Source organism: Ruegeria arenilitoris, from assembly GCF_013031355.1.
Taxonomy (GTDB): domain Bacteria; phylum Pseudomonadota; class Alphaproteobacteria; order Rhodobacterales; family Rhodobacteraceae; genus Ruegeria; species Ruegeria arenilitoris_C.
In genome coordinates, this window is record NZ_WPZO01000014.1 from 51,252 (window position 1) to 73,962 (window position 22,711).

Consider the following 22,711-nt stretch of genomic DNA (forward strand, 5'->3'; position numbering starts at 1 on the left):
CCGAGCTTACCCGCCAAGATACACCCCATCTTTCGGGCGGTAGAACACCTTCTGATCATGCAACTTACCCAGAAGATCGTGAATGCGGCGTAGAGTGTCTTCGCGCCCCGCTTTGCCGCCTTCGTCTTCATCCATCGCAGCCTGCGACAACGAGGCAACCGAGCCACGCAACGCCGTTTCGATCAGGTCCATATCCTCTACCGAAAGCTCGATCATGTCATTGTACTGGGGCATTGTCAGGGTCTCCATCGTGGCTTCGTTTATGTTACCGCCAAATACAGAATCCACCAGCCCTTGAGGTGATCGGTGCCATAGGTGCGCAATCTCTCTCTCGAGGTTCGTGGAGACGACGCGCCGCTTTTGAGGCGCACAATAGAAAAAGGCCGCCCCAAGGGACGGCCTTTCGCATCTCGAACAAGTCAGGCTTAGAAACCCAGACCTTCGTACTTCTTTTTGAACTTCGACACGCGGCCGCCGGCGTCCATCAGGCGCGACGAGCCACCGGTCCACGCGGGGTGCGAGGAGGGGTCGATTTCCAGAGCCAGCTGGTCGCCTTCGGAGCCCCAGGTGGATTTCATTTTCACGATCGAGCCGTCGGTCATTTTGACGTCGATGAAGTGGTAATCGGGATGGATGTCTTTTTTCATCTTTCCGCTCCTTACGCCTCGGCGCCAGCCTTGGGCTTGTAGTTGGTGACTTCTGCGATACGTGCGGATTTACCACGGCGCGAGCGCAGGTAGTACAGTTTGGCGCGACGAACGCGGCCACGGCGGACTACGGTGATGCTGTCGATGTTGGTCGAGTGCAGCGGGAAAACACGTTCCACGCCTTCGCCAAACGAGATTTTGCGGACGGTGAACGAACCGGCGATGCCGCTGCCACCTTTACGCGCGATGCAGACGCCTTCGTAGTTCTGCACACGGGTGCGCGAGCCTTCGGTCACTTTAAAGCCGACACGAATGGTGTCACCGGCTTTGAAATCGGGGATGTCTTTCCCCAGGGCGGCAATCTGTTCCGCCTCAAGCTGTGCGATCAGGTCCATCGCAGTTTCTCCTATCTGCTCGTGGTTGGTCCACGAAGTTGAGCACGGCCTGAGAGCTCTTGGTCTTCACCGGGTCCTGCGCACAGCCCGCCAGAGGTCAGATCGAATGTTCCTTTGGTTCGGTCCGCCCTGACACGCTGCGGCTGAAGAAAGCCCGGCGTTGCGCCATGGTGCAAACCAAAACACCGGAGTCGCGCAGTTGCGGCACCGGATTGCGCTGCTTTACGAGGTTTGCGGGCAGGGATCAAGCCAAAATCGCCATATTTTCAAAGGTAGACGGTGGGATTTCGCCGTCCGCAAAATACCCCGTTGCCTTGTGAGGCCGATCAGGCATTCTGGAGGGAATTATACGAGCAGAAATTTGAAACAGGAACAGACGATGCGCATAGCGTTGATGCTGGCCGTTCTGGCCACGGCGACCCTGTCCTGCGGTCGCAGTACCCCTCCGCCTCAACAGGTCGAGGCCAAGGCTTTTCTGGATACCACGTCGCCTTCGGTCATCTACCCGGCCTTTGGCGATGCCGACCCTCATGACTGGGATGGGCGGCATCCCGGCCATTATCCGGTGCACGGGCTGGATGTGTCGCGCTGGCAGGGAACAATTGACTGGCACCGGGCCAAAGCATCAGGTGTCAGTTTTGTCTTCATCAAAGCGACCGAGGGCGGTGACGTGGCCGATCCCATGTTCGGTGATCACCGGCGCGGGGCGCAGGCGGCGGGAGTGCCGTGGGGGGCGTACCACTACTACTATTTCTGTCGCCCGGCGCACGAGCAGGCGCGATGGTTCATCCAAAACGTGCCCAAAGGCTCGGACCTGCCGCATGTGTTGGACATGGAATGGACGGCGCATTCCAGAACCTGCCGGCTGCGCCCCGATGGGGCCAAGGTTCGTTCAGAAGCCAAGCGATTCCTCGATATCCTCGAACGCCACTACGGGCGACGGCCGATCGTCTACACAACAGTGGATTTTTACGACGACACCGGTATTGGCCGTTTGCCCGGAACCGAGTTCTGGCTGCGGTCCGTTGCCGGGCATCCGCACAAAGTCTACCCCCGGGCTTCGTGGCGGTTCTGGCAATATACCGGCACCGGGCTGGTGCCGGGCGTGCAGGGCAAAGTGGATATCAACACGTTCAACGGCCACCCCGAGACATGGGCGCGTTGGAAGGCGGGCGGTTAGCTGTTGGGCGCCTCGTAAGTTTCCATGGTGCCTCCGGCCACAAGGTGATCCAGACGGCGCACCCGTTCGTCTCCGCTCGCGTTACGTAACCATGACCGCTCGGCGCTTGTAAGATCGCGTCGCTCAAACCCTCGCTCGGTCAAGCAGCGGTCAACTTGGTCTATTTCGCCCCGGATGCGCAGGTCGTGCCTTCCGCTGTATGCAGCTGCCGTGCCGATCAAGGGTGACGTCATAAGGATGAACGTCGGGTAGCTGCCAATCACAGCAGCGTTGCCGCCAATGTCGGCTTCGGTCGAGCAGGCTTCCACCGCAAACCGTGCTGAATGCAGATTGTGACCAGCTTGCGTCGGGACCGACATTTCAAGGGGTTTCGTTGCGCAGGCCGAAAGGGCGAGCACAGATAAGCACATGGTTTTCTTCATTTAACAGCCTGTAAGGTGTTGGTTGGAAATGCGTTTCACAACATCTTTAAGGCGAATATTTTGAAGAAAAATCAGCTGCAAGTGGTGCGTGTCAAAAGCTTGTACTTGCGGCATACAGGCCACACACCGGGGCTCAATCCTGGCCTTCATCCCCAGAGTCAGCATAGCGTTCCCACAGATCGGGGCGCCGTTCTTGGGTGATCTGTTCCGACATCTCGTGCCGCCACTTGGCAATGCGCCCATGGTGGCCGGACATCAGGATATCCGGGATCGGGCGGCCCTTCCATTCGGCGGGGCGGGTATATTGCGGATGCTCCAGCAGGCCCGAAGAAAAGCTCTCTTCCTCGGCTGAGGCCTGATTGCCCAGCACGCCGGGGATCAGCCGCACCGTCGCATCGATCAGAGCCTGCGCGGCGATCTCGCCGCCGGTCATGACGAAATCACCCAAGGAGACTTCTTGCACGCCGTAATGCTCCAGCACACGTTCGTCGACGCCTTCGAAACGGCCGCACAGCAGGGTCATGCCGTCACAGCGTGCGAGGTTCTGCATCATGCGCTGGTCCATCCGGCGACCACGGGGGCTGAGATAGATTAGCGGCCAGTTGCCCTGCACACCCGCCATTGTGTGTTCGATCGCTTCCCCCAGCACGTCGGCGCGCAGCACCATGCCCGCGCCGCCGCCAGCGGGCGTGTCATCCACGTTGCGGTGCTTGCCGATACCGAACTGGCGCAGATCAACAGTTTCCAGCTGCCACAGCCCCTCTTGCAACGCTTTGCCGGTCAGGCTTTCGCCCAGCACACCGGGAAAGGCCGAGGGGAACAGGGTGATGATCTTGGCCTTCCACACGCCATGCAGGTCCGGCGTGGGGGTCATCAACTCACGCGGTTTCAGTGTCGGGCGGATCGCCTTGCGACCGTGGGATTTACTGGGCTTCTCTGTCATGTCGTGCCGATCAGCGCGCTTTTCGCGCGTTCAATTATTGCATTTTTTTGCTCGATCAAAGCTGCCTCATCCAGACGCGAGCGGTTCAGGTCCAGCAACTCTGCGAGAACATCCTCGGGCAGGCGACTGTTGGCCTTGGAGGGCTGCACCAGCAGCTTGGCCTTGTCGCGCGGCAAGTCCAAATACTCGGCAAATGGAGTGCCGGGGCCATAGCGGCGCAATTGCAGTTCTTCAAGCCAATCGGCCGTAACGGTGACCGAAGGCAGCCGGTCCCGGATCTGACCCACCGTGTCCTGCAACGGTGGCAGGTGATCCAGATTTGATCGAAAGTCTTCAAAATCATGGACCTGGCGAATGCGCTCCAGATCATGCGCCCAAAGGCTGCGCAGCCAGCCGCCGCGTTGGCGCAGCGACAGGTAGATCGTGATGTCGACCTCTTGCCCGGAGAAGCGATGGCGGATGGCATCCACCAGACATGCCGCAAGCTCGGGCGCTGCTGCATAGCCGTTTTCGAAATTACGGCTGGGGCGCAACCCGGCGAAGTTTTCTTCGCTGACGATCAGGCCACGTTTGTCGCCAAAATCGATCGAGTCCAAAAAACCGCGAACCTGTGTGCCAAATTCGGACAGCGTGCCGACGGTGCCATAGACTGAGTGGTTGGTGGCCGCCCGCGACAGGCCGGACTTGCGGGTGCGAAAGGGTAGCACCAGTGCGAAATGCGGCCAGATCAGTTCGCGATTGTCATAGAGGAAAGACTGTGCCGCAGTGGTTCCTGTCTTGTGCAGGCCCAGGTGCAGCAGGATGCGGCGCATCAGATCAGCCCTTCGGGCGGATCGGCGATGATGCGACCCTTGTCCAGATCGACTGTCGGCACGGCCTCGAGCGTGAAGGGTAGCAGAACGGTTGCTTTCAGACCCGGCCCGTGCAGTTCCAGAAGATCCGCCGCGCCGTGGTTCTGCACCGACTTGACCCGGCCCAGCAGGGTGCCGCCTGTATCATAAACCTCGAGCCCGATCAGGTCGGTGTGGTAGAATTCGTCATCCGGCAGGGACGGCAGCTGATCACGCCGCGCAAACAGGCGCAGGCCTTTCAGCGCGTCGGCCTCTTCCTTGGTCTCGACCCCGCCCAGTCGTGCGGCGAACCCGTTCTTGATCGAGCGGGTCAGAACCAATGGATACCGCTGGGCGCCGGTCTCATCCGTCAGAGGAGAATACGCTTCGATATCTTCCGGGATCGCGCAATAGCTTTTCAGGCGCACTTCGCCGCGCACACCATACGACCCCGCAACGCTGCCTACGCAGATCAGATCACTCATTTGGCTTGTCCACCGTCACACATAGACCATCTTGCCAGTCGCCCCGCGACGCACAGGCCTCGCGTTGGTTACTACGTTCAAAAAACACGCCGACAATAAATGCGATCAGCAACAGGATGGGAAGCCGTATCAGCCCGAACATCTGCCTATCGTACCTCGACCGGCAGTGTGTCGTAGCGGGATTCCCAGCCGACGCGTTCCAGCTCGGGCGAGTCCAACAGCTCTTCCGGCCAGCCGACGCAGAAGTATCCGATCAGGCGCCAGCCATCCGGAACGTTCAGGTCACGGGTCATCTTGTCGGGGTCCAAAATGGACACCCAGCCCAAGCCCAGCCCGTGTGTTCGCAGGGCCAGCCAGAACAGCGTGATTGCCGAAACGACGGAATAGCGCCGCGCCTCGGGCATCGTACCCGCGCCCAGACCTTGCCCCTTGTCGGTGGCATCGTCGCAGAACACGGCTAATTGCACTGGGGCTTCCTGCATCCCGGACAGTTTCAGACCGCTGTAGATCTGCGCTTTCTCACCGGAATAGCCAGCCAGAGACTCGGCATTGGCAGCCTGGAAATTCTTCAGCGCCGCCGCTCGTGCGGCTTCGCTTTCGACGCGGATCACGCGCCAGGGTTCGCTCAACCCCACCGATGGGGCCAGGCGAAATGCGTCGAGGCAACGCGTCAGCACTGCCTCGTCCACGGGATCTGTGCGGAACCGGCGCACATCGCGCCGGAGCCGCATCAACAGATCGAACTGCGTGCGAAAATCGTCGTTGAAAGTTTGATCCTGCACGCGCTCGCCTTCTTACTCTTCTGCGGTTGCTTCTTCTGCAGGTGCAGCAGCAGCTTCGGCAGCTTCAGCGGCCTTTGCAGCTTTCTCTTCCGCACGCTCCTGAGCTTTCTTGCCCGGGGTACCCTTGTTGGGGTTGTTACGCTCGGCCTTTTCACGGGTGCCGGCTGCTTCCAGCATACGTGCGATACGGTCGGTGGGCTGTGCACCCTGGTCCAGCCAGTACTGAACGCGCTCCATGTCCATTTTCACGCGCTCTTCGCTGTCTTTCGGCAGCAGCGGGTTGTAGGTGCCCAGTTTCTCGATGAAACGGCCGTCGCGGGGCATCCGGCTGTCAGCAGCCACGATGCGGTAGAAGGGACGTTTTTTCGAGCCGCCGCGGGCGAGACGAATTTTCATTGCCATGGTGGTATCTCCTTTGGATGGCGTGACCGGGAAGTGCCCGGTTATTCTTGGTATTCGTGGAAACGGATGATTATTCCTGATGTTTCCGGTGGTGTCGGATGACTTCCTGAATGATGAAATTCAGGAAAGCCTTGGCGAAATCAGGGTCCAGATTGGCCTGTATTGCCAGGTCTTCTAACCGTGCGATCTGCGCGGCCTCGCGCGAGGGATCGGACGGGGGAAGGTCGTGTTCGGCCTTGAGCTTGCCAACGGCCTGCGTGTGCTTGAACCGCTCGCCCAGCGTATAGACGAGGATCGCGTCCAGCCGGTCGATACTTTCGCGGTGTTCTTTCAACAGCGTGGCTGCCCGCGTCACGGGGTTGGTCATTGGCCGGTCCTTTCGGAGGTCAAAGCGGTGTAGGTCATGCGTAGGCCTCCATCCCGCCATTCACCAGATCCTCTGGGGCGGGGTGGCGCCAGATTTCGGTGGTGCCGAATTTCGGGTGCTCATAATGATAGTCGAGCTGGGCGCCCAACCGTTTGGCAACGGCTTTGCTGGCGTCGTTATCCGGGTCGATCAGCGAGATCGCGGTTTCCCAGCCCAGAATGTCATAAGCGTGGGTGCGCGCGGCCAAGGCGGCTTCGGTCGCGTAGCCTTTGCCGGTGGCATAGGTCATCAGCGTCCAACCGACCTCGGGCTCGGGCCAGCCTTCGGGGAACCACAGGCCGACACGACCGACATAGATGCCGGTCTCTTTTTCCTCGACGCCCCAAAAACCAAAGCCGCGAATGGCCCAATGTCCCAGCAGCATAGCGATCGACCGCCATGTCTCATCCCGACGCAGCGGGCCGCCAACATATTTGGCGGCGTCCGAGGCGAAAAACTCGGCCTCGGCGTCAAGATCGGCGACAGACGGCGCGCGCAGGATCAGGCGCTCGGTCTCAAGCCGGGGGATATGTTGGGCGATGGCGGTCATTTACTTCTTCTTGCCAAACCCGCTGAGACCCGGAGGCAGGGCCATGCCGCCGCCCATGCCAGGCATTCCGGGCATCTTGCCGCCCATCGCCTTGGCCGCCTGTTCCAGCGCTTTGGGGTCCATGCCCGCAGCCATTTCCTCGGGGCTTGGGCCGCCCTTGCCGAACATGCCTTTCATGGCTTGTTTCAGCATCTTGCCTTTGCCCATCTTGCCCATCTTTTTCATCATGTCCGACATTTGCCGGTGCATCTTGAGCAGCTTGTTGAGGTCGCTGACCTCCATCCCGGAACCCGCTGCAATCCGCTTCTTGCGGCTGGCTTGCAGCAGTTGCGGGTTCGCGCGTTCGCGTTTGGTCATCGACTGGATCATGGCGATCTGCTGGCGCAGGATTTTGTCGTCCAGACCGGCCTGATCCATCTGCTTGGCCATCTTGCCCATGCCCGGCATCATGCCCATCATGCCCTGCATGCCGCCCATCTGGATCATCTGTTCCAGCTGCATCTTCAGGTCGTTCATGTTGAACTGACCTTTGACCATGCGCTTCATCATGCGCTCGGTCTGTTCCATCTCCATCGTTTCCTGGGCCTTTTCGACCAGAGCAACGATGTCGCCCATGCCCAGAATACGACCGGCGATCCGGTCCGGCTCGAAGGTTTCGAGCGCGTCCATCTTCTCGCCCAGACCGACAAAACGAATGGGCTTTCCGGTGACTGCGCGCATCGACAGCGCCGCACCACCGCGCCCGTCACCGTCCATCCGGGTCAGAACCACGCCCGAGATGCCGACCTTGTCGTCGAACTCCTCGGCCACTTCCACGGCGACCTGACCGGTCAGGCCGTCGACGACCAGCAGGGTCTCGCGCGGGTCAACCGCGTTTCGGACCTGCTCGACCTCGTCCATCAGGACTTCGTCGATATGCAGACGGCCCGCAGTATCCAGCATGTAGACGTCGTAGCCACCCAGTGTCGCCTGTTGCTTGGCGCGTTTGGCGATATCGACCGGTTTCTGACCGGGAACAATTGGCAGGGTGTCCACGCCGACCTGCGTACCCAGAACGGCCAACTGATCCATCGCCGCGGGGCGATAGACGTCGAGCGAGGCCATCAGGACCTTCTTGCCCTCTTTCTCTTTCAGGCGTTTGGCGAGCTTACCGGTGGTGGTCGTCTTACCCGAACCCTGCAGACCAACCATGAGGATTGGAGCAGGCGGGTTGTCGATCTTCAGCTTGCCGGGGTCTTCCTCGCCACGCAGGGTATCGACCAGCGCATCGTGCACGATCTTGACGACCTGCTGGCCGGGCGTGATCGACTTGGTAACGGCCTGACCAGTCGCCTGTTCCTGTACCTTCTTGACGAACTCACGGGCCACCGGCAGCGAGACGTCAGCCTCAAGCAGCGCAACCCGGACCTCACGCAGAGCGGTCTTGACGTCTTCTTCGGACAGAGCACCCTGTTTGGTCAGCCGGTCAAAGACGCCGGAAAGGCGTTCGGATAGATTTTCAAACATGCCTTCGGCCTCCTTAGCCGGTTATCTGGTGGCACTTCCTAGGTAGGAAACACCGGTTAAATACACAATTGCCCCCACGGGCGAAACTCGCTGGTGGGGGGCGATCCCTGAACGACTCAAGGGACCGGAAGGATCGTCTCTTCCGGATGTTGGGCGGTTCATTATGTCCGTTTTCGTCCATAGTCAAGCCGGACGGGCCGGACAGGCCTTGATCCCGGTTGGCTTTAGCGGCATCAGCGGGCGATATTATCAGGAGCCCGCCATGGACGCATCATCCGCCTTTCAGGACACACTGCCGCTCAGCTCGGATGCGCTGCTGGCGCAATTGGACGACTGGGGACTGGCCTATCGGCTTCATACCCATGTGCCACTGCGCACGGTCGAAGATTCGAAATCGGTCGAGGATCAGTTCATGGTGCCGGGCGAAAACGCCCTGCGCCTGAAGAACCTGTACTTGCGCGACAAGAAAAAGCGGAACTATCTGGTTACGCTGGAGCAAAGCCGCGAGATTGACCTCAAGGCGCTGGGGGCGGAGCTAGGCGTGGGCAATCTGTCATTCGGCTCGGCGGATCGGCTGCTGCAGAACCTGGGTATCCGGCCCGGTGCGGTCAGCCCGCTGGCGATGATCAACGGAGTTCAGAACGACGTGCGGTTCTTCATGGATGGGGCGGCGCAGCAGGCCGACGTCATCTACATGCACCCGCTGGTCAATGATCGTACTGTTGCGATGGCGCGGACCGAACTGATGGCGTTCTTCGACCGGATCGGTTGTGAGGTGACCTGGCTGCCCTGAACCCAAGCCATAGAATAAGTGCGCCCAGCCGTTGTAGGAACAGGCTGGGCACGCAGGTTGTTATAGGTACAGACGATCAGGCCGCCAGTTCCAAAACGGCTTTTTGTGCCTTTGCCAACGTGGTTTCTGCGTCCAGAGCCATCTGGTCGGCGGCAACAACATCCACTTCGTGAATGCCGATAAAGCCCAGCACGTGTTTGGCGTAGTTGGTGGCGAAATCGACCTCGGACCCGACAGCGGTACCGCCCGAAGCGATGGCGAGAACCGCGCGTTTGCCTTCCAGCAGGCCCTTGGGTCCGTTCTCGGTGTAGCTAAAGGTCAAACCGACGCGGGCCACCAGATCGATCCATGCCTTAAACGCGGCGGGCACCGAGAAGTTATAGATCGGCAGACCGACGACGATGGTGTCGGCCTCTTGCAGTTCGTTCACCAGCGTATCCGACAGCGCCAGCTGATCGCGCTGGGTCTCGTCTCGCTGATCGGCGGGGGTGAAATTGGCATTGATCCAGTCTTCGGTCAGCAGGGGCAGGGGGCTGGCCAAATCGCGGCGGATGATGCGCGCGGCGCCCAGATGCTTGACGATGCGGTCGGACAGGTCACGGGTCGCAGACCCATCGCGGCGGGCCGAGGCGTCGATATGCAGGATGGTCTTGGTCATTTCACTTGATCCTTTTTGGATAGGGAATTCTCTTCTGCGCCCAATATGGATGTTGCGTGCGTGAACAAAACTCGGATACATCAACAGTTGATGTTGGAAATTGCACAGTAGTGGTGATGCCGTGGACAATTGGGACGAAGTGAGAACCGCCTATCAGGTGGCCCGCATGGGCACCGTCAGCGGCGCGGCCGAAGTTTTAGGTGTTCACCATGCAACGGTGATCCGCCACATCGACGCGATTGAGGCGCGGTTGGGAACCAAGCTGTTCCAGCGCCACGCGCGGGGCTATACGCCCACCGAGGCCGGAAATGACCTGCTGCGCGTGGCACAGGCGACCGAGGATCAGTTCAACCAATTGGTCGGGCGGATGAAGGGGCGTGGCGATGATGTCTCGGGTGAGTTGGTCGTGACGTCTCTGTCCTCATTGGCGCCGCTGGTGGTGCCAGTGCTCAGCGAGTTTCAGCGCCTGCATCCGGGTCTGATCGTACGCTACCTGACCGGAGACCGCCTGTTCCGCCTGGAATATGGCGAGGCACACGTGGCCATTCGCGCAGGGTCGGCCCCGGACCAGCCGGACAATGTGGTACAGCCCTTTGTCACCCAGGAAATCGGCCTGTTTGCCAGCAAGGGCTATGTGAAGCGCCACGGTAAGCCCGCAGGCGTAGAGGATTTCGCCAACCACTATTTCGTCAGCACCGACGACGAAAACAGCCGCGCTCCGTTTTCCCGGTGGTTGCGTGCGACAGTTCCCGCCGAAAACATCACCTTTCGCTGCACTAACAACTTCTGCATCCGCGAGGCAGTGCTGTCCGGTGCCGGGATCGGGTTCATGGCCCGTTGGGAGGCAAGCCGGGATCCCGATCTGATCGAGGTGATCGATCCGCTGCGGGAATGGTTCGGGAACCTATGGCTGGTGACCCATGTGGATCTGCACCGCACAACCAAAGTGCAGAGCTTTCTGACATACCTGAAGGATCAATCCAAAGGCTGGCTGGCGTGAGCCCTCAGGCACAGGGCCATCTGGCCATGCTTGTTTTTTCGGCCCTGGTGGCGGGCAGCTTTTCGCTGGGCTCGCTCGTAGCCAACGAGATCGCACCCGAGGCCCTTACGGCGGCGCGCTTCCTGATCGCCTCGGTCGTGATTGGCACTACGGCGCTGATAACCACCGGCCTGCCATGCAGCGCAGCGCAGGCGCCGTGGCGCTATCTGGTGCTGGGCGGGTTGTTTGCCACTTATTTCGTCCTGATGTTCCATGGCCTGAAAACCGCACCCCCGGTCAGTGCAGCCGCCGTGTTCACGCTGACCCCGGTGATGTCGGCGGTGGCCGGGTGGGTGTTGTTGCGGCAGATCACGACGCCCCGGATGGCCTTGGCCCTGACCGTGGGTGCCGTGGGGGCGCTCTGGGTTATTTTCCGCGCGGACTGGCAGGCATTCACCGCGTTTCAGATCGGCGGCGGCGAGATTATCTATTTCTGGGGCTGTATCGCGCATGCGATCTATACGCCGATGGTGCGCAAGCTGAACAGGGGCGAACCGGCGGTGGTGTTCAGTTTTGGCACTATGGTCGCGGGCTGTGTTTTGCTCACGCTCTACGGCTGGTCCGACATCCGCGCAACCGATTGGATCAACCTGCCTCTGATCGTCTGGGTGGGGCTGCTGTACCTGTCGATCTTTGCCACCGCAGTTAGCTTTGTTCTGGTGCAGTTTGCGACGTTGCGGCTGCCTTCGGCCAAGGTGATGGCCTATACCTACCTGACCCCCAGCTGGGTGATCCTGTGGGAAATCGGGCTGGGTCAGCAGCCGCCTCCGCTGTTGGTTGTTGTAGGTGCAATTCTGACCGTCGTTGCGCTTGTTCTGCTGCTGAAAACCGAAGAACAGCGCCGCACAACGACCCCGATGCCTGAATGAAGCTTGCTTTCCCCTCAAATTGTGCCAGCGTCGGATCCAGGCAACACACGGGCACGAGATGACGAGACCGGCATTCTTTCTGATCACAGCGGCAGGATTGGCTGCCTGTACTCAACCCGGACCGAGCACCGCAGTTTCAGAAGCAGATCTGCAAGGCAGTTGCGAGGCGCTTGTCTCAGCCGAAACCGGGGTGAGACCCGAGGACGTTTCTGCGGTTTCCACAAAGACCGAGCCTACGGGGTCAGTAACCACGCTGTCTGTTGTTGGCGCGCAGGCACCGTGGTTGTGTCTGTCGGACCCGTTCGGCGTCATCACCGGCGTTGAATACAGTCAGGAAGGATAGCCAGCATTCGGCGCAGGCCGTCCGTTGAGGCAGATCAAGGTCGATACATGCGAATATCCCTATGCTTGAGGGCAAGGAGGAATTCGCCATGTATACTCACATAATGTTCCCCGTTGACCTGCATCTTCCGCCAGAAGTTCGCAAAGCGGCTGATGTTGCAGCCGAGGTTGCCAAGTGGCAGGGCGCCAAGATCACTGTTGTCAGCGTGACCGGCACCCAACCCGGTGATCCGGTTCAGACGGATGCCACAATCAACGACGATCTGCGCGCCTTCGCTGAACAGCTTGCCACGAACAGCGGGACGGAAGTCGCATACCTAAACATCCACTCGGTCGATGTCGCGGCCGAGGTCGATGGCGACCTGGCCCGCGCTGCCGAGGAAATCGGAGCCGACCTGATTGTTGTGGGCACCCATGCGCCGCGGATCACCGACTATATCTTTTCGAGTCACGCCGGGTATCTGGCCAATCACGCGAAAGTTTCGGTATTCGTCGTGCGCTAGACTTAGGGATCGTCGGCTGCGGGCAGTTCAGCTTCCAGAAACCGTTCAAACGCATCCAGATTGACCGGTTCGAACTGCCCGAACCCCTGCATCCACACCGACGCCGTACGCAAGGCGTCGGGTTCCAGCTTGCACCATTTCACCCGACCGCGCTTTTCCTGACTGATCAGCCCTGCCTTGGTCAGGATGACCAGATGTTTCGAGATCGCGGCAAGCGACATCTCGAACGGTTCGGCGACATCGGTCACGGCCATGTCATCCTCAAGCAGCATTGCTAGGATGGCGCGGCGCGTGGGGTCGGCAAGGGCCGCGAATACGGTGTCGAGATCGTTTGACATGCCTCCGCTGAACCACAGCGCCCGGGTTTGGTCAACCATTTGGTTGAATATGCGGATTCAATGCATTTGAGCGGAACGGGAATGGGCAGGCGGTTTTGGCTTGCGTGGCGTCGGGTGAAAAATCGATTTAAAACAATGAATTAAGCTGCGGCAATTCGAGCGCTCAACGTCGTTGACTCTGCGCCCTTCGCCCCTTAGCACCGTGCCCAAGACTGAGCGAGGAAAACGCCCGTGACCGATGACGACCAAAAGCAGCGTATGGCGCAGCTGGAGGCTAAGATCGAGGCGGCGAAAAAGGCGAAAGAGCCCAAACCTCGCGCGGACGCTGACGTCTCGGGCGGCGAGCTTGCCTGGAGAATGGTCATCGAAATGGTATCCGGTCTGGGGATCGGATTTGGCATCGGATACGGGCTGGACAGCCTGCTCGGGACGATCCCGATCTTTCTGGTGCTGTTCACATTGCTGGGCCTTGTCGCGGGCGTGAAGGTTATGCTCCGCAGCGCGAAAGAGGTCCAAGAGAAACAAACGGCGGCAGATGCGGCCGAGAAGGACGAGAGGGACTGAACGTGGCAACTGAGACCACCGCAGCAGAAGGCAGCAGCCTGGTATTCCACCCGATGGACCAGTTCATCGTTAAGCCGCTGTTTGGCGACGGAGCGGTCGGCATGTTCACGGTCACCAACGTGACCCTGTGGCTGTTCTTCGCGGTACTGGCTGTGGCTGCTCTGCTGGTTCTGCCCACGTCCAAGCGCGCAATCGTGCCTAGCCGGATGCAGTCGATCGCGGAACTGACCTACGGCTTCATCTACAAGATGTTGGAAGACATCTGCGGCAAGGAAGGCGTCAAGTTCTTCCCCTATGTCATGACCCTGTTCATGTTCATCGTCAGCGCGAACTTCCTGGGCCTGATCCCGACCTCGTTCACCACCACGTCGCACTTCGCGGTTACCATCCCGCTGGCGCTGGCCGTGTTCCTGACCGTGACCATTCTGGGTTTCGTCAAGAATGGCGCCGCATTCCTTGGTCTGTTCTGGGTCTCCAGCGCGCCTCTGGCGCTGCGTCCGATCCTCGCGATCATCGAGCTGATCTCGTACTTCGTGCGCCCCGTCAGCCACTCCATTCGTCTTGCCGGTAACGTCATGGCTGGCCACGCGGTTATCAAGGTTTTCGCAGGCTTCGCCGCGGTCGCCGTGATCTCGCCCGTGTCCGTTCTGGCGATCACCGCAATGTACGGCCTCGAGGTCCTGGTGGCCTTTATCCAGGCCTACGTATTCACCATTCTGACCTGTGTTTATCTGAAAGATGCGCTGCATCCTTCGCACTAAGGTCCGATACCCCAACATCGAAACTTCCAATTCGTAAGGAGATACATCATGGAAGGCGATCTCGCACACATCGGCGCAGGCCTGGCAGCAATCGGTTCCGGCGCAGCCGCAATCGGGGTGGGCAACGTTGCAGGCAACTTCCTGGCCGGCGCTCTGCGCAACCCTTCGGCGGCTGCTTCGCAGACCGCAACCCTCTTCATCGGTATCGCATTCGCAGAAGCGCTGGGCATCTTCGCATTCCTGGTCTCGCTGCTGCTGATGTTCGCCGTCTAATCTGCGGAACCTGATCCTTACGCGCAGGTGGGCCCAAGCCATAGCGGCCCACCTGTTGTAAAGACAACGTTCCGACGGAGGACATCATGGCGACTGAACCCATTAGCGAAGAAGTAGTTGGCTCGTGCGTCGACTCGCATGGCTCTGCCATCGGGATGCCGCAGCTCTGCTTCGATTGGTTCCCCAACCAGATTTTCTGGCTGGTCATCACGCTGGTCGTCATCTTTCTGGTCCTGTCTCGCGTGGCTCTGCCGCGCATCGCGGCAATCCTGGCTGAACGTCAGGGGACCATTACAAATGACCTGGCTGCGGCCGAAGATCTGAAGGCCAAGGCGGTCGAGGCCGAAGAGGCCTACAACAAGGCGCTGGCCGATGCCCGTGCCGAAGCGCAGCGTATCGCTGCCGAAGCCCGTGCTGAAATCCAGGCTGGTCTGGATGACGCGATTGCCAAGGCGGACGCGGAAATCGCTGCAAAGGCGGCTGAATCGGAAAAGGCAATTGCCGAAATCCGTGCCGGTGCGCTGGAAAGCATTCAAGTGGTTGCCAAGGACACGGCGGCTGAACTGGTTACCGCACTGGGCGGCGAGGCGGATGCCTCTGCCATCGACAGTGCAGTTGACACGCAGATGAAAGGATAAGTGACATGCGGAACACTCTTGCTCTTATCCTGACCGTCGGCGCAGCCAGCCCGGCATTTGCCGCAAGCGGCCCGTTCTTCTCGCTTGGCAACACCGACTTTGTGGTCCTTCTGGGCTTCATCGTTTTCATCGCGGTCCTGTTCTACTTCAAGGTCCCGGGCTTGATCGGTGGTGCGCTGGACAACCGTGCCGCTGGCATCAAGTCCGAACTGGACGAAGCCCGCGCCCTGCACGAAGAGGCGCGCAGCCTGCTGGCCTCGTATGAGCGCAAGCAGCGTGAAGTGCAGACGCAGGCGGATGCCATCGTGGCTGCTGCGAAAGACGACGCCGCTCTGGCTGCTGAACAGGCCAAGGCCGATCTGGAAAAATCCATCGCACGCCGTCTGGCGGCTGCACAGGATCAGATCGCATCGGCGGAAGCGTCGGCTGTGAAGGAAGTCCGTGATCAGGCCATCACCGTTGCTGTTTCTGCAGCCAACGCGGTTCTGGCCAAGCAGATGACGGCGACACAGGCGAACAAGCTGATCGACGCGGCGATTGCCGATGTAGGTGAAAAGCTGCACTAAGCTTTGCCCAGAATGAACTTTGTGCGACCCGGCAGTTTCTGCCGGGTTTGCCATTTTGAGGGACAGGAATTTTGGCACGGCGCGACAGTCAGGTAGCTTCGCTACACCCAAACCTGACCTTAGCCGGTGCGGGCTGACCTGTTTCCGCCTGAGAAAAACAGGATTGCAGCCAGAACGGTGATCCCGATCTCAACCACAAACGTCCAATGGTTGAGGAATGAGAGTATCCAGTGCGAATGCGTGGCTTCAACGGTCACGAGCGGGTGGGAAAAGTTCGAAAGCGGCCAAAGCCAGGTGATTTCCCCAACGATGGAATCCAACGCCATATGGACCAGCCCACCGGCGCCGAAAAAGGCTACGACGCGCCCCGCCTGTGGCCAGCGCAGTCCGGCGATCAATCCCGCCAACATAATCCCTGCCCACAAAACCGGGCGATGTGTCAGGTAAGCGTGGTGATGATGGGCGCGGTCGTCGACTAAATAGAACCAAAGCATGTCCAGATCCGGTGCGATCGCGCCGAGCATTGCTGCGGCAAAGACGGCTTTCCCGACGTTCGGTGTGGCGGTTCGAAAGACCAGATAGGCTCCCGGCAAATGCCCGATGAACATCAGGTCTGACCTGTCTCGTGCTGCAGCCGTTGCTGCGCGATGGCTTCGTTGCGCTGGGCTTTCAGATGGTCTTCCATGCAGCGCTGGACAAAGCTGAGATGCCTGTGAATTGCGTCTCGTGCGCCCTCGGGGTCGCGGGCCTGTAGGGCGGTGTTGATGGCGCGGTGCTGATCCAGAATAGCCCCACGCGTGGTCTGCTGCTGGAACATGATCTGGCGGTTGTAGAACACGCCCTGTTGCAGCAGCTCGTACATCGACCGCATCATGTGCAGCATCACCACGTTATGGCTGGCTTCGATGATGGCCATGTGGAACTGGGCGTCCAGCTGTGCCTCATCCTCGCTGGCATTGCGTTCGTGGGCGGCCTGCATCTTGTTGAAAATTGCCTGTACGACCTTCAGATCGCTGTCCGATCCCAGCCGCGCGGCGCGTTCGGCAGCCAACCCCTCAAGGTCCTTTCGGAACGATAGGTAGTCGAACACCGCCTCTTCGTGACTGCCAAACAACCGGACCAGCGCCGGGGAAAAGGCCGAGCCCAGAACCTCGGCTACATAGATGCCTGATCCGGCCTTGGCGGTCAGCAGCCCCTGATCCTGCAGGCTCGAGATCGCCTCGCGCAGCGAAGGCCGGGACACGCCCAACCGGTCCGCCAGTTCACGTTCTGCCGGAAGCCGTTCACCCGGCCGCAGGATGCCGCGCAGGATCAGCATCTCGATCTGTTTTACCACTGCGATGGACAGCTTTTCGGGTTGGATTTTCTGAAAGGGCATGGGGTGTTCCGAAATTGGTCAAATCATATGACCACGTATTTGGGGGCGGTTCAAGGAAAGCTGATCACCTGTTTTGTTACAATAGGTCAGAACTATTGACTTTAATGGTGTGACACCTACGCTGCCGGGCATAAAGGAGGAGACCGATGTCGACGAAAGACCTGTTTGCTACGCGGGCGTCGCGGATGAAGGCGTCCGAGATTCGAGAATTGCTCAAGCTGCTGGATCAGCCGGGGATCATTTCCTTTGCCGGTGGTATTCCCGATCCGGCGCTGTTTCCGGCGGATGGCTTTGCGATGGCATTCCAGAATGCGTTGGGTCCTGAAAGCCAGGCTCAGGCACTGCAATACTCCGTCAGCGAAGGCTATGTGCCGCTGCGCGAATGGCTGGTCGATCACATGCGTCAGATCGGTATCGACTGCGGGCTGGACAACATCCTGATCACCTCGGGCTCGCAACAGGCGCTGGACTATCTGGGCAAGCTCTACCTGTCGCCGGGTGACACCGCACTGGTCGGCTGGCCCACCTATCTGGGCGCGCTGGCGGCTTTCAACGCGTACGAGCCACGTTTTGACCGGCTCAGCATCAACGGTAATCGCGGCGCTGCGGAATACAGGGCGGCCGCGGGAGAGGGGGCGGTGAAGTTCGCCTATCTCTCACCGGACTTCGCAAACCCAACCGGAGAGACCGTGGACTTGCGTGGGCGCGAACGCCTGTTGGATCTGGCCGAAGAATTGAACTGCGCTGTCATCGAAGACGGCGCTTATCAGACCCTGCGCTATGACGGTGAGGCGATCCCCCCGGTTCTGGCTCTGGAACTGGCGCGGAAGGGGTCGATTGAGAGCTGCCGGACGATCTATTGCGGCAGTTTCTCGAAGACTTTGTCTCCGGGATTGCGTGTCGGGTGGGTCGTGGCGGCCAAACAGGTGATCTCGCAACTGGTGCTGATGAAACAGGCCGCTGATCTTCATTCGGCGACGATCAATCAGATGGCTATCAATGACGTGGCGCGGGCCTGCTTTGACACGCATATCCCGATGCTGCGTCGTGTCTACGGTGCGCGTCGTGACGCGATGTTGGCTGCGTTGCAACAGCACATGCCGGATGGGGTCGAGTGGACTAAGCCCGAGGGCGGCATGTTCGTCTGGGTGACGCTGCCCAAGGGCATCGTCGGGGCTGATCTGCTGGCGCGGGCGCTCGAAACGGTTAAGGTCGCCTTTGTTCCGGGTCAGGCGTTCTTTCCGGACGGGTCCGGGGCCAACACACTCCGGCTGAGTTTCTCGAACTCGGATGAGGGTACGATCCGCGAGGGCATCCGCCGGTTGGGGGAAGTGTTGCGCGCCTGAACCGGGAAAGGTTCTGTTAACCATATTGCGGCAAAGCTGTGCGCATGATCCGGTATCTTTCCCTCCTCGTGCTGGCCGCCTGTTCGGCCGGCACGCCTTACTTTCGCGATGTGCCGGCCAGCCGGATCGCGGTGAACGGCAGTGTCTTCGACGTGCGCGTGCGCGGGGAGTTGGCCGAGGCTGTACGGGTCAACACCCAATACGCCCCCCGTCTGGGGCCGATCCGAGACCGTGCAGGGCTGGCCATGGCGAAGGTCTCGGGTTGTCCGATTCTGGATGTGCTGGGCGATGCGGCGGTGACCGTGGGCGTATTGGGCTGCGACCGCGAGGCCGGGGGGCGCTTGCTGCTGACGGCCGTGTCGACCCCGAATTACGAATGCGTCGATTATGGCATCTATGAGAACATTGGCAACGGAAACGGCTATCCGGTATTTGAGTGCACGCCGTATTGATATACGCGTTTTCCTGCGCATTTCGGCAAGATATTGTGGATAAGTCTGGTCGATATCCCATATCCTGCGCAAGTCCGTTGACTCACCCCCAATCCCTTGCGCAGACTTCAAAGACGTAGGAATCATGGGACCCGCTGCCTTTGCGCTTTAGCAAACTCAAACTCACCGGCTTCAAAAGCTTTGTCGATCCGACCGATCTGATCATCGCGGATGGGTTGACCGGTGTGGTGGGTCCGAACGGCTGCGGCAAGTCTAACCTTCTGGAAGCGTTGCGCTGGGTGATGGGGGAAAACCGCCCCAAGTCCATGCGGGGCGGTGCGATGGAAGATGTGATCTTTGCCGGGGCGGCGACACGCCCGGCCCGCAACTTTGCCGAAGTTGTCCTGACCATGGACAACTCGGAGCGTCTGGCGCCTTCGGGCTTCAACGACAGCGATCAGCTTGAGATCGTGCGCCGTATCACGCGCGACGTTGGCAGTGCCTACAAAACCAATGGCAAGGATGTGCGTGCACGCGATGTGCAGATGCTGTTCGCCGATGCTTCAACCGGGGCGCATTCGCCCGCGCTGGTGGGGCAGAACCGCATTGCCGAGCTGATCAACGCCAAACCCCGCGCCCGCCGCCGTATTCTGGAAGAGGCCGCCGGAATCTCGGGCCTGTATCAGCGCCGCCATGAGGCCGAGCTGAAGTTGAAGGGCACCGAGTCCAACCTGACCCGTGTAGATGACGTGCTGGAGCAGTTGGGCGGACAATTAGCGCAGCTTGCGCGTCAGGCCCGTCAGGCCGCGCGGTATCGTGAGATCGGGGAACAGCTGCGTCAGGCGGAAGGCATGTTGCTTTATCGCCGTTGGAAAGAGGCCGACATGGCCCGCCAGCAGGCTGAGGAAAAGCTGCGCGAGCGCATCACCGAGGCGTCCCGCGCCGAGGCTGAGGCGCGCGCAGCCGCCACAAAACGCGCCGAGATCGAAGAAACCCTGCCGCCGCTGCGCGAGGAAGAGGCAATCGCCGCAGCTGTCCTGCAACGCCAGCAGGTACAGCGCGACCAACTGTCGGATCAGGAAACACGCGCCCGTCAGACCATTGAAACGCTGACCAACCGCATCCAGCAACTGGGCAACGATATCGAACGCGAGGCGGGTCTGAACCGCGACGCGGGCCAGATGATCGAACGTCTGGAGTGGGAAGCGCGCGAGCTGGCCAAGGCTGCCGAGGGACATGAAGACAAGGTCGCTGAGGCCGCAGAGATTGCCCGTGAGGCCGCCGCGGTGTTGCAGGACCGCGAAGATCATCTCTCGCAGCAAACCGAGGATATGGCGCGGTTGGTGGCCCGCCACCAGTCGGCGCAGCGTTTGGTCGAAGACAGCCGCAAGACGTTGGCCCGGTCCGAGGCTGAAGAAGAAAAGGCGCGTGCTGCCGTGGATGAGGCGCGCGGTGCACTGACCCGCGCCAGTGAGGCATTCGAGGCTGCGCAAGAGGGAGAAGAAGAGGCCCGCGAAGCCGCCGAAGCCGCCGAAGAGGCGCTGGCTGCCGCCGATGAGCTGCGCAACGATACGCAGGCGCGTGAGGCCGAAGCCCGCGCGCAGAGGTCCGAGGCTGAAGGTGAATTGGGTGCGATCCGCGCGGAAACCACGGCTCTGGCCAAGCTGGTCGAGCGTGACACGGCTGAGGGCGGGCAGGTGCTGGACCTGCTGCGCGTGGAGCCGGGCTATGAAAAGGCTTTGGGCGCGGCTCTGGCCGATGATCTGCGTGCACCACTGGTCGATGGGGATGGCCCCTCGGGCTGGGTGCACGTTACGGGGTACGATGCCGACCAGCCGTTACCGGACGGGGTTGAACCGCTGGCATTGCATGTTTCCGGGCCGGATCGCCTGAGCCGGCGGATTGCACAGATTGGTCTGGTCGATGCGGATCAGGGCGCAAGGTTACAGGCGTCTTTGAAACCCGGCCAGCGGCTGGTGTCGCGTTCGGGTGATCTGTGGCGCTGGGACGGGTTCCGCGCCTGGGCCGAGGATGCGCCCAGTGCGGCGGCCTTGCGTCTGGAACAGCTCAACAAGCTGGAAGCGCTGAAACAGGAACTGACCCGGACCGAGGCGCAAGCCGATGGTGCGCGCGCTGCGCATGAGGCGCTTTCGCAGCAACTGGCGGATGTGACCGAAGCCGACCGCCGCGCGCGTGAGGCCCGCCGTGCCGCTGATCAGCGCATGGCCGAAACCGCCCGTCAGCTGAGCCGGGCCGAGGCGGATCGCAATTTGGCGCAGGGCAAGCTGGAGACACTGACCCTTGCCGTTGATCGCCACAAGGAAGACGCCATGTCGGCCCGCGCGCAATTGCGCGAGGCCGAGGGCGCGTTGAACGGGTTGGGTGACCTCGACAGCGCCCGCGCGCAGGTTGAGGACATCAAACAGACGGTCGAGGCTGCGCGGATCACCATGCTGACCCACCGCTCGACTCATGATGAACTGCGCCGCGAAGGCGAAGCCCGCACCCGCCGCTCGCAAGAGGTGACCAAGGACCTCAGCGGCTGGAAACACCGTTTGGAAACGGCTGAGAAACGGATTTCCGAACTGGCGGAACGCAAGGAAAGCTCGGAAGAAGAACTGTCCGAAGCCACGGCCGCCCCTGCCGAAATCGCTGAGGCACGGGAAGAGCTTAACGAGTTGATCGAAGCCGCCGAAGCCCGACGCGCCGAGGCCGCAGACAAGCTGGCCGATGCCGAGACGCAACAGCGCGAGGTCGTGATAGCCGAGCGGGATGCAGAACGTCTGGCCTCGGAGGCGCGTGAAACCCGGGCGGCGGCTGAGGCACGCTGTGATGCTGCCAAAGAAAGCGTCACCGCTGCGGCGGAACGAATTGCCGAGGACCAGCAGCTGACGCCGAACCAGTTGCTGAACCAGTTGGATGTGAACCCCGACCAGATGCCAGCGGCCGATGCCCTGGAGGCCGAAGTGAACCGCCACAAGCGGCAACGGGATGCGATGGGCGCGGTGAACCTGCGGGCGGAAGAGGATGCCAAGGAAGTTCAGGAAGAATTCGACACGCTGAACTCGGAAAAGGCGGATCTGGAAGAGGCGATCAAGGCCCTGCGCAGCGGCATCGCCAGCCTCAACCGCGAAGGGCGCGAGCGTCTGCTGACTGCGTTCGAACAGGTGAACTCGAACTTTGCGATGCTGTTCAAGCACCTTTTTGGTGGCGGTGAGGCCAATCTGGTCATGGTCGAAAGCGATGACCCGCTGGATGCGGGCCTCGAAATCATGTGCCAGCCGCCGGGCAAGAAACTCTCGACCCTCAGCCTGTTGTCGGGCGGGGAACAGACCCTGACCGCGACGGCGCTGATCTTTGGCGTCTTCCTCGCCAACCCGGCCCCGATCTGTGTGCTGGACGAGGTCGACGCGCCGCTCGACGATGCCAACGTCACCCGGTTCTGCGATCTGCTGGACGAGATGTGCCGCCAGACCGACACGCGGTTCCTGATCATCACCCACCACGCGGTGACAATGGCGCGGATGGATCGTCTTTTTGGCGTGACCATGCAGGAGCAGGGCGTCAGCCAACTGGTCTCGGTCGATCTGAAAAAAGCCGAGCAGATGGTGGCCTGATCGTTCACCGCAACGTTATGATGACCTTGCGGCGCCACAGGGTAAGT

30 protein-coding genes are annotated in these 22,711 nt (G+C 60.6%); 14 read left to right on the top strand and 16 right to left on the bottom strand.

Annotation, left to right across the window (positions count from 1 at the left end; all coding sequences use genetic code 11):
* Positions 1-6: 6 nt before the first annotated feature.
* From GOX63_RS21545 to rplS, 3 genes are all read right to left on the bottom strand, one after another.
* Positions 7-234: a hypothetical protein gene (locus tag GOX63_RS21545; protein ID WP_170328425.1), complete on the bottom strand. Its 228-nt coding sequence runs from the start codon at positions 232-234 to the stop codon at positions 7-9.
* 191 nt (positions 235-425) lie between these two features.
* Positions 426-647 (bottom strand): 50S ribosomal protein L31, encoded by a 222-nt coding sequence (rpmE, locus tag GOX63_RS21550; protein ID WP_170328370.1) that lies wholly within the window; start codon positions 645-647, stop codon positions 426-428.
* Between the two features lie 11 nt (positions 648-658).
* Positions 659-1,042 (bottom strand): 50S ribosomal protein L19, encoded by a 384-nt coding sequence (rplS, locus tag GOX63_RS21555; RefSeq protein ID WP_170328369.1) that lies wholly within the window; start codon positions 1,040-1,042, stop codon positions 659-661.
* Between the two features lie 379 nt (positions 1,043-1,421).
* Between rplS and GOX63_RS21560 the strand changes: the two genes are divergently transcribed.
* On the top strand, positions 1,422-2,222 hold the full coding sequence (locus tag GOX63_RS21560; RefSeq protein ID WP_170328368.1) for a glycoside hydrolase family 25 protein: 801 nt from the start codon (positions 1,422-1,424) through the stop codon (positions 2,220-2,222).
* Here GOX63_RS21560 and GOX63_RS21565 read toward each other — a convergent pair.
* The 9 genes from GOX63_RS21565 to ffh form a co-directional block, all read right to left on the bottom strand.
* On the bottom strand, positions 2,219-2,644 hold the full coding sequence (locus tag GOX63_RS21565) for a hypothetical protein (protein WP_170328367.1): 426 nt from the start codon (positions 2,642-2,644) through the stop codon (positions 2,219-2,221). The genes GOX63_RS21560 and GOX63_RS21565 overlap by 4 nt on opposite strands.
* Positions 2,645-2,777: 133 nt before the next feature.
* On the bottom strand, positions 2,778-3,587 hold the full coding sequence (trmD, locus tag GOX63_RS21570; RefSeq protein WP_170328366.1) for a tRNA (guanosine(37)-N1)-methyltransferase TrmD: 810 nt from the start codon (positions 3,585-3,587) through the stop codon (positions 2,778-2,780).
* Positions 3,584-4,399, bottom strand: coding sequence for a hypothetical protein (locus GOX63_RS21575; RefSeq protein ID WP_170328365.1), 816 nt, complete (start codon positions 4,397-4,399; stop codon positions 3,584-3,586). Before GOX63_RS21575 ends, trmD begins: the two co-directional genes overlap by 4 nt.
* Positions 4,399-4,902, bottom strand: a complete 504-nt coding sequence (gene rimM, locus GOX63_RS21580) for a ribosome maturation factor RimM (RefSeq protein WP_170328364.1) — start codon at positions 4,900-4,902, stop codon at positions 4,399-4,401. The genes GOX63_RS21575 and rimM overlap by 1 nt, the downstream gene beginning before the upstream one ends.
* A 146-nt stretch (positions 4,903-5,048) precedes the next feature.
* Entirely contained in the window at positions 5,049-5,684 is a 636-nt protein-coding gene (bluB, locus tag GOX63_RS21585; protein ID WP_170547195.1) for a 5,6-dimethylbenzimidazole synthase, read from the bottom strand.
* Positions 5,685-5,696: 12 nt separating this feature from the next.
* On the bottom strand, positions 5,697-6,086 hold the full coding sequence (rpsP, locus tag GOX63_RS21590) for a 30S ribosomal protein S16 (RefSeq protein ID WP_170328362.1): 390 nt from the start codon (positions 6,084-6,086) through the stop codon (positions 5,697-5,699).
* Positions 6,087-6,156: 70 nt separating this feature from the next.
* Positions 6,157-6,453 (bottom strand): chorismate mutase, encoded by a 297-nt coding sequence (locus GOX63_RS21595; protein ID WP_170328361.1) that lies wholly within the window; start codon positions 6,451-6,453, stop codon positions 6,157-6,159.
* Positions 6,454-6,487: 34 nt separating this feature from the next.
* Positions 6,488-7,042 carry a GNAT family N-acetyltransferase gene (locus GOX63_RS21600; RefSeq protein ID WP_170328360.1) on the bottom strand — a complete coding sequence of 185 codons (555 nt, stop codon included), beginning with the start codon at positions 7,040-7,042 and terminating at the stop codon, positions 6,488-6,490.
* The gene (ffh, locus tag GOX63_RS21605; protein WP_170328359.1) at positions 7,043-8,548 is read right to left on the bottom strand and encodes a signal recognition particle protein; all 1,506 of its coding nucleotides are present in this window, start codon (positions 8,546-8,548) and stop codon (positions 7,043-7,045) included.
* A gap of 262 nt (positions 8,549-8,810) precedes the next feature.
* Between ffh and GOX63_RS21610 the strand changes: the two genes are divergently transcribed.
* Positions 8,811-9,341: a prolyl-tRNA synthetase associated domain-containing protein gene (locus GOX63_RS21610; RefSeq protein ID WP_170328358.1), complete on the top strand. Its 531-nt coding sequence runs from the start codon at positions 8,811-8,813 to the stop codon at positions 9,339-9,341.
* A 76-nt stretch (positions 9,342-9,417) separates the two neighbouring features.
* On the opposite strand, the gene GOX63_RS21615 is transcribed toward GOX63_RS21610, so the two are convergent.
* A complete protein-coding gene (locus GOX63_RS21615; protein ID WP_170328357.1) occupies positions 9,418-9,999 on the bottom strand; it encodes an FMN-dependent NADH-azoreductase in 582 nt (193 codons plus the stop codon).
* 121 nt (positions 10,000-10,120) lie between these two features.
* On the opposite strand from GOX63_RS21615, the gene GOX63_RS21620 reads away from it, so the two are divergent.
* The 4 genes from GOX63_RS21620 to GOX63_RS21635 all read left to right on the top strand — a co-directional run bounded on the left by GOX63_RS21620 (position 10,121) and on the right by GOX63_RS21635 (position 12,752).
* Positions 10,121-10,999 carry a LysR family transcriptional regulator gene (locus GOX63_RS21620; RefSeq protein WP_170328356.1) on the top strand — a complete coding sequence of 293 codons (879 nt, stop codon included), beginning with the start codon at positions 10,121-10,123 and terminating at the stop codon, positions 10,997-10,999.
* Positions 10,996-11,907, top strand: coding sequence for a DMT family transporter (locus tag GOX63_RS21625; RefSeq protein ID WP_170547197.1), 912 nt, complete (start codon positions 10,996-10,998; stop codon positions 11,905-11,907). The genes GOX63_RS21620 and GOX63_RS21625 overlap by 4 nt, the downstream gene beginning before the upstream one ends.
* A gap of 58 nt (positions 11,908-11,965) precedes the next feature.
* The gene (locus tag GOX63_RS21630) at positions 11,966-12,250 is read left to right on the top strand and encodes a hypothetical protein (protein ID WP_170547200.1); all 285 of its coding nucleotides are present in this window, start codon (positions 11,966-11,968) and stop codon (positions 12,248-12,250) included.
* A gap of 88 nt (positions 12,251-12,338) precedes the next feature.
* Positions 12,339-12,752 (top strand): universal stress protein, encoded by a 414-nt coding sequence (locus GOX63_RS21635; protein ID WP_170328354.1) that lies wholly within the window; start codon positions 12,339-12,341, stop codon positions 12,750-12,752.
* Between the two features lie 2 nt (positions 12,753-12,754).
* Here the strand turns inward: GOX63_RS21635 and GOX63_RS21640 are convergent, their stop codons facing one another.
* Positions 12,755-13,090 (bottom strand): ArsR/SmtB family transcription factor, encoded by a 336-nt coding sequence (locus GOX63_RS21640; RefSeq protein ID WP_170328353.1) that lies wholly within the window; start codon positions 13,088-13,090, stop codon positions 12,755-12,757.
* Positions 13,091-13,321: 231 nt separating this feature from the next.
* On the opposite strand from GOX63_RS21640, the gene GOX63_RS21645 reads away from it, so the two are divergent.
* The 5 genes from GOX63_RS21645 (at position 13,322) to GOX63_RS21665 (ending at position 15,892) form a co-directional block, all read left to right on the top strand.
* Positions 13,322-13,654 carry an AtpZ/AtpI family protein gene (locus GOX63_RS21645; protein ID WP_170547203.1) on the top strand — a complete coding sequence of 111 codons (333 nt, stop codon included), beginning with the start codon at positions 13,322-13,324 and terminating at the stop codon, positions 13,652-13,654.
* 2 nt (positions 13,655-13,656) lie between these two features.
* Positions 13,657-14,415: a F0F1 ATP synthase subunit A gene (locus tag GOX63_RS21650; protein ID WP_170328351.1), complete on the top strand. Its 759-nt coding sequence runs from the start codon at positions 13,657-13,659 to the stop codon at positions 14,413-14,415.
* A 48-nt stretch (positions 14,416-14,463) separates the two neighbouring features.
* A complete protein-coding gene (locus GOX63_RS21655; RefSeq protein WP_005981269.1) occupies positions 14,464-14,688 on the top strand; it encodes a F0F1 ATP synthase subunit C in 225 nt (74 codons plus the stop codon).
* Positions 14,689-14,774: 86 nt separating this feature from the next.
* A complete protein-coding gene (locus GOX63_RS21660) occupies positions 14,775-15,326 on the top strand; it encodes a F0F1 ATP synthase subunit B' (protein WP_170328350.1) in 552 nt (183 codons plus the stop codon).
* Positions 15,327-15,331: 5 nt separating this feature from the next.
* On the top strand, positions 15,332-15,892 hold the full coding sequence (locus tag GOX63_RS21665; RefSeq protein WP_170328349.1) for a F0F1 ATP synthase subunit B: 561 nt from the start codon (positions 15,332-15,334) through the stop codon (positions 15,890-15,892).
* A gap of 119 nt (positions 15,893-16,011) precedes the next feature.
* Here GOX63_RS21665 and GOX63_RS21670 read toward each other — a convergent pair whose 3' ends face one another.
* Positions 16,012-16,500 (bottom strand): metal-dependent hydrolase, encoded by a 489-nt coding sequence (locus GOX63_RS21670; RefSeq protein ID WP_170328348.1) that lies wholly within the window; start codon positions 16,498-16,500, stop codon positions 16,012-16,014.
* Positions 16,500-17,270 carry an FCD domain-containing protein gene (locus GOX63_RS21675; RefSeq protein WP_170547206.1) on the bottom strand — a complete coding sequence of 257 codons (771 nt, stop codon included), beginning with the start codon at positions 17,268-17,270 and terminating at the stop codon, positions 16,500-16,502. Before GOX63_RS21675 ends, GOX63_RS21670 begins: the two co-directional genes overlap by 1 nt.
* A 146-nt stretch (positions 17,271-17,416) precedes the next feature.
* On the opposite strand from GOX63_RS21675, the gene GOX63_RS21680 reads away from it, so the two are divergent.
* The 3 genes from GOX63_RS21680 to GOX63_RS21690 all read left to right on the top strand — a co-directional run bounded on the left by GOX63_RS21680 (position 17,417) and on the right by GOX63_RS21690 (position 22,664).
* Positions 17,417-18,616, top strand: a complete 1,200-nt coding sequence (locus tag GOX63_RS21680; protein WP_170328346.1) for a PLP-dependent aminotransferase family protein — start codon at positions 17,417-17,419, stop codon at positions 18,614-18,616.
* 44 nt (positions 18,617-18,660) lie between these two features.
* Entirely contained in the window at positions 18,661-19,068 is a 408-nt protein-coding gene (locus tag GOX63_RS21685; protein WP_170328345.1) for a hypothetical protein, read from the top strand.
* A gap of 140 nt (positions 19,069-19,208) precedes the next feature.
* Entirely contained in the window at positions 19,209-22,664 is a 3,456-nt protein-coding gene (locus tag GOX63_RS21690; RefSeq protein WP_170547209.1) for a chromosome segregation SMC family protein, read from the top strand.
* The last annotated feature ends 47 nt before the right edge of the window (positions 22,665-22,711 follow it).

Coding starts and splice junctions, on each gene's coding strand:
- GOX63_RS21615 (WP_170328357.1), bottom strand. CDS start 9,999: ATGACCAAGACCATCCTGCATATCGACGCCTCGGCCCGCCGCGATGGG.
- GOX63_RS21600 (WP_170328360.1), bottom strand. CDS start 7,042: ATGACCGCCATCGCCCAACATATCCCCCGGCTTGAGACCGAGCGCCTG.
- rplS (WP_170328369.1), bottom strand. CDS start 1,042: ATGGACCTGATCGCACAGCTTGAGGCGGAACAGATTGCCGCCCTGGGG.
- GOX63_RS21610 (WP_170328358.1), top strand. CDS start 8,811: ATGGACGCATCATCCGCCTTTCAGGACACACTGCCGCTCAGCTCGGAT.
- ffh (WP_170328359.1), bottom strand. CDS start 8,548: ATGTTTGAAAATCTATCCGAACGCCTTTCCGGCGTCTTTGACCGGCTG.
- rimM (WP_170328364.1), bottom strand. CDS start 4,902: ATGAGTGATCTGATCTGCGTAGGCAGCGTTGCGGGGTCGTATGGTGTG.
- GOX63_RS21655 (WP_005981269.1), top strand. CDS start 14,464: ATGGAAGGCGATCTCGCACACATCGGCGCAGGCCTGGCAGCAATCGGT.
- GOX63_RS21545 (WP_170328425.1), bottom strand. CDS start 234: ATGCCCCAGTACAATGACATGATCGAGCTTTCGGTAGAGGATATGGAC.
- GOX63_RS21630 (WP_170547200.1), top strand. CDS start 11,966: ATGACGAGACCGGCATTCTTTCTGATCACAGCGGCAGGATTGGCTGCC.
- GOX63_RS21685 (WP_170328345.1), top strand. CDS start 18,661: ATGATCCGGTATCTTTCCCTCCTCGTGCTGGCCGCCTGTTCGGCCGGC.
- GOX63_RS21595 (WP_170328361.1), bottom strand. CDS start 6,453: ATGACCAACCCCGTGACGCGGGCAGCCACGCTGTTGAAAGAACACCGC.
- GOX63_RS21675 (WP_170547206.1), bottom strand. CDS start 17,270: ATGCCCTTTCAGAAAATCCAACCCGAAAAGCTGTCCATCGCAGTGGTA.
- rpmE (WP_170328370.1), bottom strand. CDS start 647: ATGAAAAAAGACATCCATCCCGATTACCACTTCATCGACGTCAAAATG.
- GOX63_RS21660 (WP_170328350.1), top strand. CDS start 14,775: ATGGCGACTGAACCCATTAGCGAAGAAGTAGTTGGCTCGTGCGTCGAC.
- GOX63_RS21670 (WP_170328348.1), bottom strand. CDS start 16,500: ATGTTCATCGGGCATTTGCCGGGAGCCTATCTGGTCTTTCGAACCGCC.
- GOX63_RS21665 (WP_170328349.1), top strand. CDS start 15,332: ATGCGGAACACTCTTGCTCTTATCCTGACCGTCGGCGCAGCCAGCCCG.
- GOX63_RS21640 (WP_170328353.1), bottom strand. CDS start 13,090: ATGTCAAACGATCTCGACACCGTATTCGCGGCCCTTGCCGACCCCACG.
- GOX63_RS21565 (WP_170328367.1), bottom strand. CDS start 2,644: ATGAAGAAAACCATGTGCTTATCTGTGCTCGCCCTTTCGGCCTGCGCA.
- GOX63_RS21635 (WP_170328354.1), top strand. CDS start 12,339: ATGTATACTCACATAATGTTCCCCGTTGACCTGCATCTTCCGCCAGAA.
- rpsP (WP_170328362.1), bottom strand. CDS start 6,086: ATGGCAATGAAAATTCGTCTCGCCCGCGGCGGCTCGAAAAAACGTCCC.
- GOX63_RS21680 (WP_170328346.1), top strand. CDS start 17,417: ATGTCGACGAAAGACCTGTTTGCTACGCGGGCGTCGCGGATGAAGGCG.
- trmD (WP_170328366.1), bottom strand. CDS start 3,587: ATGACAGAGAAGCCCAGTAAATCCCACGGTCGCAAGGCGATCCGCCCG.
- GOX63_RS21560 (WP_170328368.1), top strand. CDS start 1,422: ATGCGCATAGCGTTGATGCTGGCCGTTCTGGCCACGGCGACCCTGTCC.
- GOX63_RS21575 (WP_170328365.1), bottom strand. CDS start 4,399: ATGCGCCGCATCCTGCTGCACCTGGGCCTGCACAAGACAGGAACCACT.